Source organism: Acinetobacter sp. ANC_7635, from assembly GCF_056779945.1.
This window is the reverse complement of the sequence record NZ_JBWYIS010000001.1, coordinates 463,626-481,184: the sequence shown is the minus strand read 5'-3', so window position 1 is coordinate 481,184 and position 17,559 is coordinate 463,626. Positions and strand designations below refer to the sequence as shown.

General features: G+C 39.0%; 14 protein-coding genes and 1 pseudogene. 3 read left to right on the top strand and 12 right to left on the bottom strand.

Annotated features, from left to right (window positions below; genetic code table 11):
* Positions 1 to 59 precede the first annotated feature (59 nt).
* Both AC1M89_RS02485 and AC1M89_RS02480 read right to left on the bottom strand, forming a co-directional pair.
* A complete protein-coding gene (locus AC1M89_RS02485) occupies positions 60 to 740 on the bottom strand; it encodes a GntR family transcriptional regulator (RefSeq protein WP_481613851.1) in 681 nt (226 codons plus the stop codon).
* Between the two features lie 207 nt (positions 741 to 947).
* Positions 948 to 2,331 (bottom strand): annotated as a pseudogene (locus AC1M89_RS02480) (methylenetetrahydrofolate reductase C-terminal domain-containing protein).
* A gap of 543 nt (positions 2,332 to 2,874) precedes the next feature.
* Here AC1M89_RS02480 and AC1M89_RS02475 point away from each other — a divergent pair.
* From AC1M89_RS02475 to AC1M89_RS02465, 3 genes are all read left to right on the top strand, one after another.
* Positions 2,875 to 4,146: a tyrosine-type recombinase/integrase gene (locus tag AC1M89_RS02475; RefSeq protein ID WP_481613850.1), complete on the top strand. Its 1,272-nt coding sequence runs from the start codon at positions 2,875 to 2,877 to the stop codon at positions 4,144 to 4,146.
* Between the two features lie 46 nt (positions 4,147 to 4,192).
* Positions 4,193 to 4,423, top strand: coding sequence for a hypothetical protein (locus tag AC1M89_RS02470; protein ID WP_481613849.1), 231 nt, complete (start codon positions 4,193 to 4,195; stop codon positions 4,421 to 4,423).
* A 229-nt stretch (positions 4,424 to 4,652) separates the two neighbouring features.
* Positions 4,653 to 5,498, top strand: coding sequence for a hypothetical protein (locus tag AC1M89_RS02465; RefSeq protein WP_481613848.1), 846 nt, complete (start codon positions 4,653 to 4,655; stop codon positions 5,496 to 5,498).
* Positions 5,499 to 5,716: 218 nt separating this feature from the next.
* Here AC1M89_RS02465 and AC1M89_RS02460 read toward each other — a convergent pair whose 3' ends face one another.
* The 10 genes from AC1M89_RS02460 to AC1M89_RS02415 all read right to left on the bottom strand — a co-directional run bounded on the left by AC1M89_RS02460 (position 5,717) and on the right by AC1M89_RS02415 (position 17,541).
* Positions 5,717 to 6,112 (bottom strand): hypothetical protein, encoded by a 396-nt coding sequence (locus AC1M89_RS02460; protein ID WP_481613847.1) that lies wholly within the window; start codon positions 6,110 to 6,112, stop codon positions 5,717 to 5,719.
* Complete coding sequence (locus AC1M89_RS02455) at positions 6,112 to 6,651, bottom strand: glycoside hydrolase family protein (RefSeq protein WP_481613846.1); 540 nt, start codon at positions 6,649 to 6,651, stop codon at positions 6,112 to 6,114. The genes AC1M89_RS02460 and AC1M89_RS02455 overlap by 1 nt, the downstream gene beginning before the upstream one ends.
* Positions 6,635 to 6,892, bottom strand: a complete 258-nt coding sequence (locus AC1M89_RS02450) for a holin (RefSeq protein ID WP_481613845.1) — start codon at positions 6,890 to 6,892, stop codon at positions 6,635 to 6,637. Before AC1M89_RS02450 ends, AC1M89_RS02455 begins: the two co-directional genes overlap by 17 nt.
* A gap of 209 nt (positions 6,893 to 7,101) precedes the next feature.
* Positions 7,102 to 7,965: a hypothetical protein gene (locus AC1M89_RS02445; RefSeq protein ID WP_481613844.1), complete on the bottom strand. Its 864-nt coding sequence runs from the start codon at positions 7,963 to 7,965 to the stop codon at positions 7,102 to 7,104.
* Between the two features lie 9 nt (positions 7,966 to 7,974).
* Complete coding sequence (locus AC1M89_RS02440; protein ID WP_481613843.1) at positions 7,975 to 9,915, bottom strand: hypothetical protein; 1,941 nt, start codon at positions 9,913 to 9,915, stop codon at positions 7,975 to 7,977.
* Between the two features lie 38 nt (positions 9,916 to 9,953).
* Positions 9,954 to 12,833 carry a host specificity factor TipJ family phage tail protein gene (locus AC1M89_RS02435; RefSeq protein WP_481613842.1) on the bottom strand — a complete coding sequence of 960 codons (2,880 nt, stop codon included), beginning with the start codon at positions 12,831 to 12,833 and terminating at the stop codon, positions 9,954 to 9,956.
* A complete protein-coding gene (locus AC1M89_RS02430) occupies positions 12,799 to 13,179 on the bottom strand; it encodes a hypothetical protein (protein ID WP_481613841.1) in 381 nt (126 codons plus the stop codon). The genes AC1M89_RS02435 and AC1M89_RS02430 overlap by 35 nt, the downstream gene beginning before the upstream one ends.
* Complete coding sequence (locus AC1M89_RS02425; protein WP_481588281.1) at positions 13,176 to 13,676, bottom strand: DUF1833 family protein; 501 nt, start codon at positions 13,674 to 13,676, stop codon at positions 13,176 to 13,178. The genes AC1M89_RS02430 and AC1M89_RS02425 overlap by 4 nt, the downstream gene beginning before the upstream one ends.
* On the bottom strand, positions 13,673 to 14,143 hold the full coding sequence (locus AC1M89_RS02420) for a hypothetical protein (protein ID WP_481613840.1): 471 nt from the start codon (positions 14,141 to 14,143) through the stop codon (positions 13,673 to 13,675). Before AC1M89_RS02420 ends, AC1M89_RS02425 begins: the two co-directional genes overlap by 4 nt.
* Before the next feature lie 2 nt (positions 14,144 to 14,145).
* The gene (locus tag AC1M89_RS02415; RefSeq protein ID WP_481613839.1) at positions 14,146 to 17,541 is read right to left on the bottom strand and encodes a hypothetical protein; all 3,396 of its coding nucleotides are present in this window, start codon (positions 17,539 to 17,541) and stop codon (positions 14,146 to 14,148) included.
* Positions 17,542 to 17,559: the final 18 nt, after the last annotated feature.

Below are 17,559 nucleotides of genomic sequence, written 5' to 3'. Positions count from 1 at the left end.
GGATTAGAAGCAAAAAAAATGCCAATTTTTGAAAATTGGCATTTTTTTAATAAATTATCCTAAACAGTTGAAAATATTTTAAGGGTAATTTTCTTCACGTCTTCAATACTATGTAAGACATGATGTTCTGCTAAATGGATCGCCCCATGAGCATCACGAGCTAAAATACATCTAAGTATTGCAGCATGATCATGATAAGCATGCTGGATATCGAATTCACGCATAGCGCCTAGACTGAGCACAATTCGGATTTTTTCACTGATTTCATGATGAATCTTGGCGATTTGACGATTTCCTGCAGCTCTAACCAAGGCACAATGAAAATCTTCACTTTGCAGCACCAATGCTTGGGTGTTCTGGTTATAGTCCTGTTCGTCTACAAGCCATAATCGCTTTAAATTCTGTAATTCTTCAGATTGCTCATGATCCATTACGCATAAACGTTTAACAGCCTCTTTTTCCAAGATCATACGTAAATCAAAGAGCTCCTGATAAAAGGTAAAATCTAAAGGCTTAATTTCCCAACCACTGCGGAAATGCACATTCACATAGCCTTCCTGTTCAAGACGATACAGTGCTTGCCGTGTTGGGGTACGGCTGACCTCATACTTTTCAGAAAGGTCCGTTTCAGTAAAACGTTGTCCAGGTTTGAGCTTAAAGCTAAAAATATCATTCTTTATTTGTTGATAAATCACATTAGCTAAATTGCCAGTGCCTGACTTAATGGGCGTTATGCTCATCCTTAATTCTCGTTTTACATCTATGTAATAAATAAATTATAGAGCCATCATGAGAATTTAAGAATCAGTAAATATTGATATATAGGAAAATAGATTAAATTTTGGCTTTTAGATTTATAGGATAATTTAATTTAAGCCCCTATATAACGCTAATTAATAATTGCATTTCAATACTATAAATCAACCCATACAAGAAATTGAAAAGACTTAAACTTTTCCCAAAAACCAATTTTTCCAAGAACTGGTTCCACGAACTTCAATGGGTACGGTTGCAATCAGGGTATCTTTTAAAACGTCAGTATGTCCTACGGCTTTGGCTAATCGGGCTTTTACAGAGTGAATGCATTCACGATCTCCAAACTCACATCGATCTAATGTGGTGCCACCGCAAGGACCATTTGCAAGTCCTTTAGGACATGTTTCAGGGCAAATATATAAAGTATCAGCCAATCTACATTGACCACAATTTTCGCAGCCCACAACCATATGTTTTGACTTAAATTCGGTTTTTAACAAAGTTTTTGATGCCAACTCATTATCCCAAAAGGACGCTTTAAAAATAAACCTACCTACACCTTTAGAGATTTTGGACTCAAAAAGGGCTTTATGCATGACATGCAAATGATGATATTTAATCAGCTGACCTAATGTCGGTTGACGCGCATCATAAGTTAATTCTGGAACAAACTCATCTCCAGTCTTAATCTGCCAAAGAGATTTCCAGCGTGCTTCAAGTTCCTCTAAATCATCATGTTGATATTGCTAATATAATTTTGCAGAACCTTCTGTTCTTCTGAATTTTCGCATGCTGAAAGATGAACACCATTAAAACCTAAAAGCTTACACATCAATATTTGTATGGCACACCGCTTATACGCATTTTCAGCCAATCCATTCTGTTTTTCCTCAGCCAACTCAACATATAAGGTGTAATCACAATACCAGCGACTTTATTTTTGACTATAAAATTGGCCCGTGCCAAGCTCAGTGGCATAACGCAAGCCAGTATTTTTTGTTTGTAATGGTAATGATTTAGAAAAGACTTTATCTCTTTTGAGGCATCCATGTCATACCCTAATTGAGTAATAATAAAATCTGCGCCGGCACTAAATTTTTTATGTAATTTTAAATATTGAGCATAATGCTCAGCCTCAGTATATTTAAAGGGACTAAATGCTACACCTATATTAAAGCCACCATAATTCTTTGCGGACATCACTGCATTAATCGATTCTAGATATCGGGTACGTTCAAATTGATCATTCCCATCACTATGCTCTTTAAGCTTATCACCAGTGATCAAAAGTAAATTTCTAATCTGAGCTGAACTAGCCTGATGAAGAAATAACTCAAAATCCTTAATATCACGACCTTACCCTGAAAAATGCCAAACTTTATCGATTGATTTTGGATAATCCTGACTTGCTTCAAGGGGTGCCATATCGTCATCCGATTGGACACGATCGGCAATGGCTACAAAGGCTGGAAAGCCCGCTATATTACGTGTGATCTGTTGGCTTTTGGTTGAGGTTAAATACTCTACTAAAATACAGAATTTTTGAAGTTCTAAGTGTTGAAAAAAAATAAGCATGTGTCTTGATTGACCGAATTTTTTAGACTGCAATCATTGTCTAAATCCAAATGAATAGATTTCATACACTTATTCAAAGATTTACTAAATTGAGTGTAACCCATATCCAAATTATCTATTAAATTTAAATAGCTTAGGAAAAATCGACTTTTGAACAAGATTGTAGAACAATCATTAAAATTGATTAAATCAGGATATTCTATCTTTGAACTCTTTATTCCCTAAAGGTCACTATAAATAATTGATGTTTTAAGCTGTTACCATTTGCTTACCAAAATTTAAAAAATAAAAAACCACTTACGATTAATGCGCGTAAGTGGTCGTTTTATTTGGTGGGCCCAGACAGACTTGAACTGTCAACCAACGGATTATGAGTCCTGAATTTTACCAATTTACCACTATTTATCAATGTTGAAAAACACGCTAAATGTCTTATTAAATTAAACACTTAATCAAATACAGTATTTATTTTTGTTGACCATTAGTGAATTAATTTGCTTACATAGTGCTTACACCACCCCTGATGTAAGCACTTGTAAGCAAATGAAGCTCAAATTCACGACCGCCAAGGTCTTAAAGCTTGAAAAGCCCACTGATGGCAAAAATCAAATTTTCTATTGGGACCTAGATTCACCTGGTCTTTCTGTTCGGGTTACAAAAAATGAGAATCGATCTTACATTTTTCAAGGTCGTGCTTCAGGTAAAAGTTTACGCATAACCATTGGCGATGTAAACGTTTGGTCGTTAGATGATGCTAGAAAAGAATCTAGGCGACTACAACAACTCTGTGACCAAGGTATAGACCCTAGAAGAAGCAAGGCTGAGGAAGATCAAAAAAATGATGAATTTTCTCAATCTAAGCAAAATGAAAAAATCACGTTTGGCGATGTGTTCGCAGAATATGTAAATGCAAATAAGCATCTTTGGTCGGATCGTCACTTGCGAGACCACATCGAACTGTCACACCGAGGTGGTGAAGAAAAAATTAGGGGTAAGGGATTAACAGTACCTGGTGCTCTTGCATCAATGTTGGACATCCCACTTGTTAAAATCACATCAGACACTCTGATCGATTGGCAGACAAAAGAAGCTGAGACACGACCAGGGCGTGCAGCACTTGGTTTTAGAATCGCGAGATCATGCATAAACTGGTGTCAAGAGCATGACATCTATATGCATTTAATTGACGCCAAAGTGCATCAAGCAAAACGTGTTCGTCGTGCTGTTCCTGTACTTAAACCTGTTAAAAATTCGGTGCAAAGAAATCAGTTAAGGGATTGGTTTTTAGCGGTAAATGATATTCAAAACATCATGCATAAGACATTTTTACAGATCAGTATTTTGTGTGGTCCACGATCTGAGTCAATGCGCTCTCTCACCTACTCACAATTAGATTTTAAATGGAAAACGATTTCTATATGGGATAAGGTCGAGCAAGAAGATCGTATTATCCCTATGACCCCCTATGTGGAAAAATTGTTTAAAAAACTTCCAAAACACCCCGAGTTAGACTTTGTTTTTTGGTCAGAACAATCCAAGTCTGGTCATATTACTGATATACGAAGAAGCTACTATGCAGCTTTAGAAGAAAAAGGTTTGCCGAAATTTACTATCCACGACTTACGTCGTTCGTTCTCAAATTTAGCCGAGTGGCTTGAAATACCAACTGGTGTTGTTGCACAGATTATGGGTCATAAGCCAAGTGCAACAGCTGAGAAGCATTATAAGGACAGACCTGTAGATTTACTGCGAGTACACCACACAAGAATTGAAGAATGGATTTTAAAAGAAGCAGGTGTAATTAAAGCTAATTAAGCGTTGCTATATTTAAGTCAAATTTAAAATAGAAAGGTGAAATCTCATGCGCCCCATCTATATCAAAAAGAACGGCAAATTTTTAGCTTATCAAGATATTGTTGATGAGTCAGATTATTTGGAAGTGTCAGAAATTAATATGCAGATAAAAAGCGGATGGTACTGGACAGATGATGAGGAAAAGGCAAAGACTTTTATTGACAGAGGTGTTGCTGAAAAAATATTGTTGCGCAATAGAGGTGAATTTTGGAATGGGGCTAAGGTTGTTAGTGGGTAAACATGATGCAAGATTTGGTTGATATGGTGGATAGCTGGAAGGAATAATAATGAAAACATGGGTCTATTTTTACATAGAACACACGATTAGGAATGGTGAGGTTTTTAGGAAGGAGCCTGGGTGGGGTTTAAATTTGCAGAGTAATTATGTGGTTTTGAGTGGGGTGTGGAGTTAATGAGTAGAAAAACTAAAATTCAGGCCGAAAATTTAATTAAGGATAAAATTTTAAATGATGAATTTATTGTACGGCAATAGCGATTTTAATGATTTGCTTCAAGAATGTTATTTAATCCAATCTTCTATGTTGTCTGGAATCGAATTTCTAACAAAAGCCAACATTTATGATAATAAAGATGGATTATTTTATTCCTCATTTTTTAATTTAAGTATCGGTATAGAGCGTTTTTTGAAAATAGCTTTAGTGTCAGAGTACATGTATACGAATAATTTCCAAAAACCAGATGCTAAGTTTTTAGAAAAGAAAGGCCATAATCTTATAAAACTTTTTAATAGCTGCGCAGAAATAGGAAGCAAATACAACACGCCAATCGCCCTGCTGGATACAGAGCATCAGGCTTACGAACTATTTAATTTTTTAAGTTCGTACGCCAATAAAACGCGCTATCAAAATCTAAATAAATTAACCAACAAATATGAAAGGTATGACAAACATCCAATTCATAGTTGGGCGGAGATATCTGAGGCTTATTTAAGAGAGTATGTAAAAGGTGAAAAAATAGAGTCAGAACTGTTAAAACATTATAACAAGTATCCAAATGCAGCTGGATTTACTTATTATCTGGACTTTAGTGGACAACCATTAATGCGGCTTGACCTTCTTATGTATCAATATATAGTACAGCGATCTAAACCTTATATAATGAATGATCTAATTCAGACCTTAAAACCCATTTATAGAATGTTGGATAAAATCTCAATTGATTGTAATAATGGGCCTAATACTGATTTAAATAGCTTGGTTAAACTCCCCTACTATGGTGAGTTGTTCCCATTCTTTTACGCTGATTTAAAGCTTTTTAAGCGAACTAAAACTTGGATTAATAGATATTCTTAGTAATTATCTAGGGTTATTTAAACTACTCCAACACATACCCCAACATTCACATTCGTTGTAATCGAATGAGCTGTGCAAGCCCTCATTTAGAGGGCTGATGGATTTTAATAAATGCTTTAACTTTAGCTCTACAATCTGCGTATTGCTCAGAAGTATCAACAATCCAAATTAATGCCTCACCCATTTCGCCAGTCTCCAATTGCTTTAAATCTTGGCAATCAATTAATAGGCTTGCTGGAATTTGCGGTAGCGATGGCGGTTTTGGCGATAAGCAAGCCGTCATCAGTAAACTTGCAATCAGTGTAAATGCGGTCAGTAATGATTTTTTGAGTCTCATGTCGAATATCTCTAAATTCAATTTTGATGTTGTTGCGTTCGGCTTCGAGTTCATTTTCAACAATGAATACTTTTGCTTTCCAAGCCTCTAAAGCGCTTTGGTAGGCTTGATTAACTTTGTTTATTCGCTCAACACATTCTGCATCAGCACCATTAAATTTGTTTTGCCAGTGGCTTACACGCCATGACTGAATTCCAAACCCAATAAGTGCAACTAATAAAAAAGCCGTCAGTGCAATGATGACGGCTTCGTAAAATTTGGCTATAAGTGCTGACATTAATTAACCTCCATGCATTTTGTGTGGCGTTCTTTCTGGCGCAGCCAAACCCCATAACACCCATTTGAGCGAATAGAACAGTCACGCTTCGCGACATATCTCCACTTAAGTAAAGATTCACAAGCGGCCTTGTATTTGCCTACTTTCAAGTTGCGCAGCATAGAAGAGCTTGACCATGCACCAATCCCAAATTGATAAGTAAAATCAAAGTAAAGGTCGTATTCTGTTTGGGTTAACTTCACACCTTGTAATGACTTATTAAATCGCACAGCATCTTTATTCATATGCGCCTTAAGATACTCATGTGCTTTTTTTCTTGTAATGGCTGGGTCGGAAAGTTTAACCTTAGTTCCATCAGGGTAAGCTGTAGTGCCGTGACCGATAGTTGGCACATCACCAGGTACTGGTATTACTGGGCGCGGGGTAAAACCCTCTTTTACTGCTGTTTCTTGAACCTGTTTTTCACTAGGTCCATATATAAGAAAACCGCCTGTGATGGCGGTTGTTAGAGCTATAGCTAATTTAGTCTTGTTTGACATTGCATCGACCTCTTAGTTGCTCCATTCGCAATTCATGTTCAGCTTTTTCGCGTCGATTTCTTTGCCATGAAAAATAAGCATTTATAATTAGACCGAGCAGTGCTATCCCGAGTGAAAGCCATCCAATCCAATTAATACCTATAAAAAAAGCGGCAGCACTTGTTGCACTACCACCTAAAGTCGCTTTTGAGCCCAATGCTGCTATTGAAGTTTCTGCTACTGCTGTAGTTGTTTCAGACATGGCATCCCCATAAAAAAAGGGCGCCTATACCTAGACACCCATATGTAAATTTTGTAGCTGTGGACGCGGCAACCGCTGCATCAACTGCTAACTGCGCCTTTTCGGACATTAAACCCCCTAAATTTTGGTAATAAAAACCCTGATTTAATTGAAGATTAGAACTTATGCTTTTTGTTGGATATTTAAGACATCAAATGATGTCTACGGGGTTAAGTTGGGGTAGTCCATGTGTCATTAGCATAGATGCCTCCCGACGAGAAACGTGAGTTGAATACTTCTTGCGATTTCTCATGTGCTTGTTCGTAAGTTTGACCAGATACAGTTAAGTCTTCTAAATACAAACTATAAAGCGCCCATGAAGGATTGCCGTTGTAGCGACCTGACGTAGCAGACGGACTACCAATTGTAAATATTTCCTCGCGAAGGCTACTGGGTGAAGTTGATGTATTTAAGACTAACTTAGACTGCCCCACATCAACATGAAATGGCTGATTGTAATTTGCAGCCACTGAACGCCCTAGCATATCTGAACCAGCATCGCGACCGCCAGCAACTCGACCCGTTGATTTATTTTGATAAATCAACGGTGTAATTTGACTAGCATCCTGTGGATCAGCAGTAGCATTTACACCAGCAATGGTAATGCCCTCTGAACCTGATACCGTAGAAATTTTGGTTACCACAGCATGCAATGATAAGTAGTAAGCATGTGTGGGGTTTGCTTTCATATAATCTAAAATAGCAATGGGTAGAACACCAGACAATACCCCGCGCGGGGTACCAGAGCTGACAGACGGAGGGTAGATGCCGTGTAAAGCACCCTTTAAGGTTCGTTCTGCAAGCCCACCCACTTCTGCTAAAGTATTGCGCACTTCAATGCTGTCAATTGTTGCACCTGTGATTGTGCGTGCTTGATCAGCGGCATAGTTCACCAAGTGGGTTGGAATACCAACTGCTCCATCGCGTGCTGGCTCAATTAAAACTAATGAACCAGCATTTAAGCGCACGTCTGTTTCATTTACATCAATACCGTAATCGAAGTCACGATCAATAATAAATTTTACGCCAGTCATGATTTTTCCTTATTTTAAAAATATAAAATTAACGTCACTTTCAAAACTGAAAGCACTTGTAGTTGCGTATGCATGCAACTGAACGTACGTGCACAAATTTCCACCATTTCTTGGCGAAATAGGTCTGATTAAATGTTCTGCATCAACGCGTGCAGATTCAATCGTAATCATTGTTTCATTGTCATTAATTACTCGTTCGAGTACACCTTGGTTGTTTGCGTTGTCATACCTGCAAACAATAATTTCATCTTTCATACATGGATCAGGAAATGATGCACCGTCGAAGTAGTTGGAATAAAAGGGCTTACCTGATGCTGCATAGGTGCGAATTTTCCAGCTGCCGTCAGATTCAAGAGAAATTACTTTATAGTTTCCGGTGCTTTGCAACTGTCCTGCCGTCCACTCTAAATAGAGAATCGCAGGAGACATCGGCAAAGAGCGCACATAAAACATGCGTCTATCAATTGCTGCGTTATGTTCCAAAACAGGCGTTACCATTGATATGTCAACAGGCAAATTATTGTGCGAAATAATATTCCCAACCACTGCGCCTGTATGATCAGTCATAGCGCCAGTTTCTAAGTCAATCTCCCAATAATGGATTTGATTCAATTCCTGCGATGGATTGTAATAAGAAGCAATCCTGATTTTGTTTTCAGCAAATGTTGAAGTCATATAGTACTGACCAGAAGCTGACAAAATTTTATGCTGATCAAGCGTAGTGATAATGCCGGTTAGCTGGTTTACTGCAATTTTGGTAAAACCCCACGCTGTTTGAGCAAAGCGAGAAAACACATAGAAAATATCATCCGATTCTGTACTTTCAGTCTCAGAATAATGCAGTTGCGTATAAGAAATATTGCTTGTACCGGTGCTGATCTGTTGAGTCGCTGCGTACTCCAGCGTACTAATATCGCCATCTCTCGTTGAAGTGCGTGCAAGTAGATATTTTGTGCGATCATGATGCTGCCACATCACAATAGCCCGACGACCCTCCTTGTGCCAGACCGAGGGTGCATCATGATCATCAATTACAGATGATTTACCGACTGTAAACTGTTTTGTAATGCCTTGGCCAATAACATATTCACCAACAATGATTGAGCCATCTTCACCATAAACCCCAGAAATTACGCGAGGGTATGGTTTCTCTGTATAAGTATGGACTGGATGAATCCACCATTCTTGAGATGCTTTTCCAAATTTTTCACTCTTTGTTTCTTCGGTTGAAAGTTCAATTTTATTGACTTTCAATTTATCAATCTGAATAACACCATCATTGCGGAGTGCAAAAGGGTATTTATGTCCGTTGCCGATGCCAAAAACATACCCTGAGAATGGATCTAATGCTTGCATTTTCATGCTTGCGATAGTTTGTTGTTCTGCTTGAAATTCATTCACATTAAATTCTTCAACAGCAAGATTCTGAGCTTCTATTTTTTCAGAAACTACAGTGCCATCTTTTTTAATGCCAAATGGCATTTTTCCGTTTTTACCAACAAAACCAACTGAGTATTCTGAAAATGAGTCAAACATTTTTACATTCGTGTTGGAAACTTGCCAAAACGCTGTTTTTTGATCCGTATAATTTTTTGAACTTGATAATGGATCATAAGAGCTTTTTGTTAAGCTTGTAGCCTCTAGCGATTCTTTGTAATAATCCCCACCTTCTGCTACATCACGCACTTTCACGGTTGCAACAAGTGGTATATTCGCTATATCAGCATTTGCTTCATCCAAAGTGTTGTATGTTTTAAAATAACCACCTCGTAGACGGATTTCTTCTACGACTTGGTCTGTGGCTTGCTTAGCTTCTCTTGCAATCATTGGGAGCGACTCAAAAGTATTGCCATAGCGAGTCACTACAATTTTATCCTCTTTAAGTGCTTCACCCATTGTCCCAGCATCAATGATTGTGCCTTCGATAATTTCGTCAAAATTCTGAGTCATACCCCACCCATAAAAAAGCCCTCAAATGAGGGCGTGGATTAGATTAAATTGTTAATGTGATCAAAGTCGTTTGAATAATATCGACTGTCATAGTTCATAGCTGTTATTGAGCTTTCCAAATAACCTGAATTGGACTTTTCCATGATTAGGAATGCTTCACTCTCTGCTTCAGTATCAAGCGTAATTGAGTATTTAGCCCCTTCTTCACTCTGATCAGCCGTAATCAAGGGCATGATTGGAAGCCTACCTAAAATCAACTCACATTCATCGTTACCTTGTATCACACTCATGGTCTCGACACTGCGGTTGATGTGCTGGATGTGAATTGTGTATGACTTATTTGGATCTAGATTTGTAGGTATCGAAACACGAATGGTTTGTAAATCCCATTCGACGATCTCACCACTCAATAAGCCCAAATCAAGATTATTCAACATCTTGTAGAGCTTTCGATCATCAGTCACAGAAATACGATCGTTGATCGTCACCAAGTCGGCTTCACCATACGCTGTAAAGCTCACAGTTCGCTTGTGATACCTCATCTTGTTCCAAGCTCGATGACCAATGAAGTGCGCTTGAAACTTGTTTGTCACACCATTTAGTTCGATCTTTTTAGGGTTTGAAATTAGGTCATGTGGAATTTTAACAGTCTTTTCAATCCATTCATCATCTGGATCTTTCCAAGTAATTTCCACTCCATCAAACTCACGATTTTTTCCCCATTTTCGAGATCGAGTCTCGGTGAATGGCTTTTTATTTGCGTGATTAAAGAGAATGGATGAGTTCGGATTTAGTTTTTCAAATCTAAAGTGAATCTTAGAGCCTTCTCGTCGAGCATTTGAAAACACACATGAAGCAATCTGTGCGAGGCTTTCCTCATATGAAAAGTTAGATTGATCAAACGTATAGTTAAATTCAGTCGCTTTTTGTGTGCCAAAATAGCCTTCAATTTCACTCTGTGTTGAATACAACCCCTCAACATCAAGTGTGCTGATATCTCTACGACCAATCAGTGGATCAGTGTGCAGATGACAAACGATGTCAGCAAATTTTGTTGTGGCTACTCGTGTAATAGATTTTTCGCCAGCTGAGTAACTGTAAAGTTTACTAGTGAGTTCTGCATTTAATTCGCGCTCTTTAAGTGATAATGCGCCAGTTGTTGCAATAGTTTTACTACGAACAATAGTCACATTCTCATAAACCAGCTTGTCCATATCTTTAACTAAAAACACAGACTTCAACTTTGCCTCTGTTACAGGTGAGTTTCGAGTTTCTGCACGAACCTTAGCTGCTCTAAATCTGACTCGATGTGTGCCTACTGGTAAATCAATGGAGATAGTGCGGGCAATTTGATCTCGTGTAGCAAACTGCAAAAATAGTGTTTCGGATATGGTTGGACCAATCTTTACATTATCCTCGTCATAAGCCTCACACTGAACTTGAAGTTCAAGCCATGCGTGAGTGAATTTACCCTTATTGGTCACGTTTGAAATACCATTTGGCATAATGATATTAAAAACGCATTTCTCAGCACCGTCTAATTTGCCTTCAAACCAACCAACCCACTTATTGTTTAATTTCTCAATATGAATAGGCGTATCGGTTGGCAGCCCAAGAGTGGACCCATTGTTAAATGTTGGCAACTTTAACCAATCGCTATTAATTGATGAGGCGTTTGTCAGCTCTAGGGTTGTTGATGTCACGCTGGCAACAGTGTAATAACCATCTAAATCCATCACATTTGATGAATTTAATAACTCCACACCCACGTTTAGGGATTTTTCTGAATCAATATGTGTCCAACTTGGGTTCACTGATTCAGGATTATCTAATGTCAATGTGTAGATAAAATTTGAGCCGCTTGTTGTTTTGGTAGCTGCTGAGATTGAATAAGTTCCAGATAGATCAAAATAAATTCTCTGAATTTCTTCTTCGAGTGTTTCAGCATTCGTAACTGTTATATCTTTATAAGTTGTCGCACCAGTAATGGTGACAGTTTTAAAAGCATCTATTCCCGATATATCTACTGATCTTGTGAAAACCAACTGATCATATTGATTAAAATTAACAGCACCCGATGTAATCAAACCTTGTGCAACAAATTCAGCATAGTTGATCGATACACGATCATTTACAGCGAATAATGATGTAAAATCTGAGCTTGTTGAGTGAATTATTCCACCGCTGGTAAAGTACACTCCACCTTCAAGCATCACTTCATTTGGTTTTTCTAAAGATTGCCCGTTTACAGAACTTGAGCGTACAGCTAATGGCGGCTTATGAGTAAAAGTTTCGCCTATTTGAAGTGCTGGCGTACCTGTGATATCGGTTCCTGGATCATAAAAACTAGCTGCAGAACCTTCAATTGCACCTAACGGTGTATTGCCGTCTTGAACTTCTTGTATATCGTAATATCCACGTCCTGCACACATTAAGTTTTCTTCAACAGCAATATTGTTTTGGTAATACTCAAATGGCGGTGCAATAAGATCAGGGATTGATTTATCGCAACCCATAATATCTGGAACACGACCGTTTATACGCTCTCGGTTGGTTCGATTTGCCAGCTCATTATTAGGCGATCCGCGTGTTGGTGCATCCATGTCTGGCATATTGAGGTAGGTATATAAAGCCATACCTGCCGACACCACAAGAGAAACCACAGCAATAATTGTTGCTGCTTCACCAGCACAACAAACAATATCTAATTCATTGTAACTTGCTAATAATTTAAAGCGCTCTAGGCTTTTTTGATCGGTTGGCGTGATGTCGTTTTGACTACACGCAGGGCGTAAAAAAACCCGCGCTTGCGGGTGTTTTTTCTTAATAATCTTGAATGTTTCGAGAGCATCTTTGACTCTCATCTGAGTAAAATCTTGGCTATCAAGTTGGTTTGGATAAATACGCACACGGGTCATAATATGTAAAATCCTTGTAGAACTTTTCTAGCGAAATTTTTGGTAAGTAATGAACACCCAACTCAGTTAGATGTAGAATTTGACCACAATAAAAAAGCCCCACATGGGAGCTACCTTTTGCATTTTTCATTCGGACAATACAACCCTGAATTGGCACTTCTATTTCTTTGTTCTTCACCATCGTACGTCTTTCAGCTTTTAGGCTTTCGTGTAATGACGATGTAAAACCAATGAAATTTTGTGAATAATCCAAACCTAAAAGATATGCGGCTGCGTCAATCACAAAATGAACACAGTGGTAAGACGATGAGTATTTTTTACCCAACAATGGATCAATGCTTTTCATAAGAAGAAGCCTCTCAAACCCGGGAATTCTTCGACTGTATAGCGCATGCCAGTCTCATTCATGTTTGCGCTTGGTGTTGAAGCATCAAAAGTGGTTGCCTGATCATCACCAACATCTTCATCTACAAATAAGCCATCTATCACCCATAGGGGTGAATCAAGATTCTCTGAAGAATAACTTCTGTATATAACTTCTGGCTTTTCGTCTGATTCGGCATCCTCAATGATTTTCAGAAGTTGCGGAACTACTTCACCCAAATCACCCACCGTAATTTTGATGGTTTGATCTAAGTCATTGGTGGTAGCACCACGGTCAAGCTGTAGAGGCATAAACTGATAAAAATACTCAAGCCTATCCTCATGCTTAACAGTGACACCATCACCGTGATTACGCACAAATCTTAGCGATTCAGGCCATAAGCTATGTTTAACTTCAACACACTCAAGCATTACAGCTGATGGTGAGGAATCTAAATAAAACTCATTCGTTTCACTCATTGTAAATTCTCAGGCATTACCACGTTAACCAGGTGCTCAAGGAGATTTGAAATATTTGGATTAAAGCCAGATGAGTAATACTCAACAATCGTTTGATCCATAACGGCGTCACGATGGAGTGGTTTGACCCACACGCCAAAATTAACAATGATTTTATTGGCACCAATTTCCTGAACACTAATTGAGTTATTAACCATGAATTTGCACTCATGATCTTCTAAATCAAACGTATCGGTTTTTAAAGCCCACAAAAATTTTGCAGGTTTTCTTTGATAGTTGTTCCAAAAAGCCCAAAAGTATTTTTGCTCCAACTCATGGCTCAACAAAACACTTGCAGACACTTGATGAGGGATGCCAATAGCAAAACGTTTTTGCCTTGGCATTCCTATTCTTTGCTGCTCCATTACATTCTGTGCAGGCGTAAAGCTATAACCCTCCCGCAAAGGAGGGATTACAAATCTTTGCATGATTATCTCTTAGTGGTTGCGGTCGTGTTTTGAGTTATTGACTTGTGAACACGTGAATTGGGGTTTTGCATTTGACTTGGCATGTGTTTATCAATTTCATCACGAATAATCACTCGCACTCGTCTTTCATCATCCATAATTGCATCAACTGTTGCTTTAGAATGGTTTTCCACGACAATACTGATATTTGCTTCAAAAGGGCTCGAACTTCGGCTATTACCGCCACCTACAGCTCTTACAGTATCAACGCTCATGCGCTGCGTGTCTTTCACAAGCCCGCTTCTATAACTCCCGTTTCTAATATCTTGTCTGAGCTGATTAAACCCAGTCTCACCACCAATCGCACGTATTTCCTCTTGAGGTAAAACACCTTCTCCCTTATGAACAAAACCAGCAATTTCATACTTGCCACCATGACCTGTGAAGCCGCCACCAGCAAATCCTGTATCTGTAATAGATTTGATCGCACTAGCAATCTTCGCACCCTCCATGACTGTTTGAGCAATCACAGGGATGTTTTGAGGGAAGCCTAAACCAATTGCTTTAGAGATACCTGTCTGGATAGCTAGCGCAGATTGAGCAATAGCAAAACCTTTTTCAATTGCAAACATAGCTTTGTAAGCTGCTGATTGCTCACCAGCCATATCGCCCATAATGGATGTAAGACCGCTTGCAATCTGCCGCATTCCAGCCAATTGAAGCGAATACGAATCAGCATAATACTGCTCATCAATCGCTTTCATTCGGTCTGTATGAGCCTGCCAAATCTCCTCACGCTGTTGTGCGATTAACTGCATATCAGCGTTTGGATCTTCGGCTTGCTGGTTTACCATCGACAACTCATTATCGAAAATCTTTTGAGATTGTCCATATCGATCAAACCGATCTTGCTCTAAAGCAAATTGATCGCCAGTTCCATTCATGTTTGCTTGGGTTTGCCCCCATGATTGAATAGCGGTGTTTAGATTTTGACGAGACTCCTCTTGTTGCATAGCTTTACTTAAAGCTAGTTCTTTTTTTCTTTGCTCAATTGTGAGGTTGGAGTTTCTTGCAATGCTTTCTCTTTCTAATCGATAGCGCTCTTCAGTTGCAGATGTTTCAGTCATCAAAGCTTGCTTCATATAGAAGATGCGTGTTTCTTGAGCTAGTTTGATTAGGGCGAGTTCGTGGTTAAACTCAGAGGTTAGTGATTTGAGCTTCTGCTCTCTTTGCTCTTTAGTTAACAGGGCATCTGATTTGATTTCTTGCTCTCTAATATTTGACCTAAATCTAAGCTTTTGCTCTTCTGTAAGGCGGTGCTCAACCAGCTCATACTCAAACTGCATTTTAATGAGCTTGGCTTCTTGGTCATGGCGATTTTGAGCGAGAGAAATATACTGCTCCATTCCATTTTTTCTCAAATGAGCAATTTCATTCTCTAAATCTAGTAGCTTCTGATCTTCGCTTGAAGAATATTCATAGACTAATCTCGCTACTTCTTCAGTGGTTCGCCCTACCTCTTTTGCAGATTTTTTTAACTGACCCTCATAATCCTTGCTGGACTTTGTTACCTCTTGCTGTTGTTTTCTTTGATTCTCCAGTGTTGAATTAAGCCGCTCAATTTGGCGATTTTTGTAAATTATCGCCGCAGCCTCGCTAGCTGTCACCTTGCCATTTTTTGCAGCAACTTCAGCTAAATCAGAAGCCACACCCTGCGAATAACCTTTGGAGATTAAAGTGTTGGTAATTTGGGCTTTTTTACCAGCATCCTGTGCTTGTTTAGCATATTCAGAAAGTGCATTTGCAGCATTTCTAGCTGCATTCTCATTCCCTTGTAACGCATTAGTGTTGTCGTTAATCTTCCCAACACTACCACTCGCAGCATTACCAACAGCATCAAAAGCGATTTTGGCTTGTTTTAATTCCTGATTTGCAGCATCAATCTTGTTTTTACCATCAGTCAAACTGTTAATTTGCTGAGGCGTGATAAATCCAAGCTTGTTTAATCGGCTTACTGCTTCATCTGCATCAATAACATTGGTTGTTAATTCAGCCCAAATTCGCTGAGCCTCTTTGCTGCTTTTGTTTTGTGAATAGATTTCTTCAACAAGCGATTTAAAATCGTTTTGAGCAACTTTTAACTTTGTTGATAGATCATCAACTGAATCAGCCAATTCACCTTGCGCTGCTCTCTTTTGTGCGCCTTCAAGCTTAATCAACTCACTTGTAGCCATTGCACTGTATCGAGCATTAGCCTCCATAGCGTCATTTGCTGCTTCGGTGCTGTCTCGCATCATGAGATAGCCAGCAGCTACCGTAGCTATAGAGACCACCAAACCCACAGGTCCACCTAGAGCTGTGTATAATCCTCTAGCTGCAACTGTTGCAGCATTTGTAGCACTTGTTTGTGCGACTAGTGCAGCAGTATTCCAAGCTGTTTTCTGTGCACTCAATGCAAAGGCAGCAGCCACACGACCACCATAAAGCGCAGCTATCACACCACCAACAGTTGCCAAGGTATCTAGGTTTGCAGTTATAAGTTTTACAGCTGGAAGTGCATGGCCTGCAATTGTGTTTGCAAAACCTAACGCTTCAATTTTCACACTGTTCAGGTTTGCATTAACTTCATTTAAGCCATTGATCAGCTCACCACTCATAATGGCGCCAGCTCGTTGAGCTTCATCGCCATATTTTTTAAAGCCAGCACCATTGTTTTCCAACAATGGCATTAGAAGCGTACCATCATCGATCAACTGCTCCATGTACTTAACCATCTCAGCATGTGGCAAGTTCAATTGCTTTAAGGAGTTGTAATAGAGTTGGAGCGCCTCTTGACCCGATAAGTCTTTAAAGGCATCTGTAGTTAAACCAATTTTGGGTGCAATATTGGTGAAAAAATCCATCATTTCACCAGATTGAGCATCAGTAACATCACCCAATCTGTCGTACACATCCTTTAAAGCCATCGCATAGCTATCCATGCTATAGCCAGCCTTAGCAGCACCCAATGCGAAATATTGAAACTCATCCGTAGACATCTGAGTCAATTTTGAATAACGATCAATGTCTGTGGCTGCTTGACCCAACACCGTTGTGAGACCACCAACACCACCAGCAAGTGCTGTTGATGCAAGTAGGGTATTTTTTGTGTGAATAGCCAGTTCTCTAAGCGCATTGCTATTACGCTTTGATACTTCTGTATTTTGTGAAAGCGCCTTGGTTGATTTATCAACTTCTGCTTTTAATTGGCTGTTTGCTGTAGCCGTAGTTTTAACATCCTTCGACATTTCAACCATCGCGCTTGCTGCTTTATCGCCTTTAGATGAAAGCTCACTGAGCGCCTTTCCAACCTCATCGGCATTTCTTTTTGCATTTGCTGTATCAATTTCTACAACTAAGCGAGATTTAGACTCATTCATTTCACTTTCCTGCGGGCA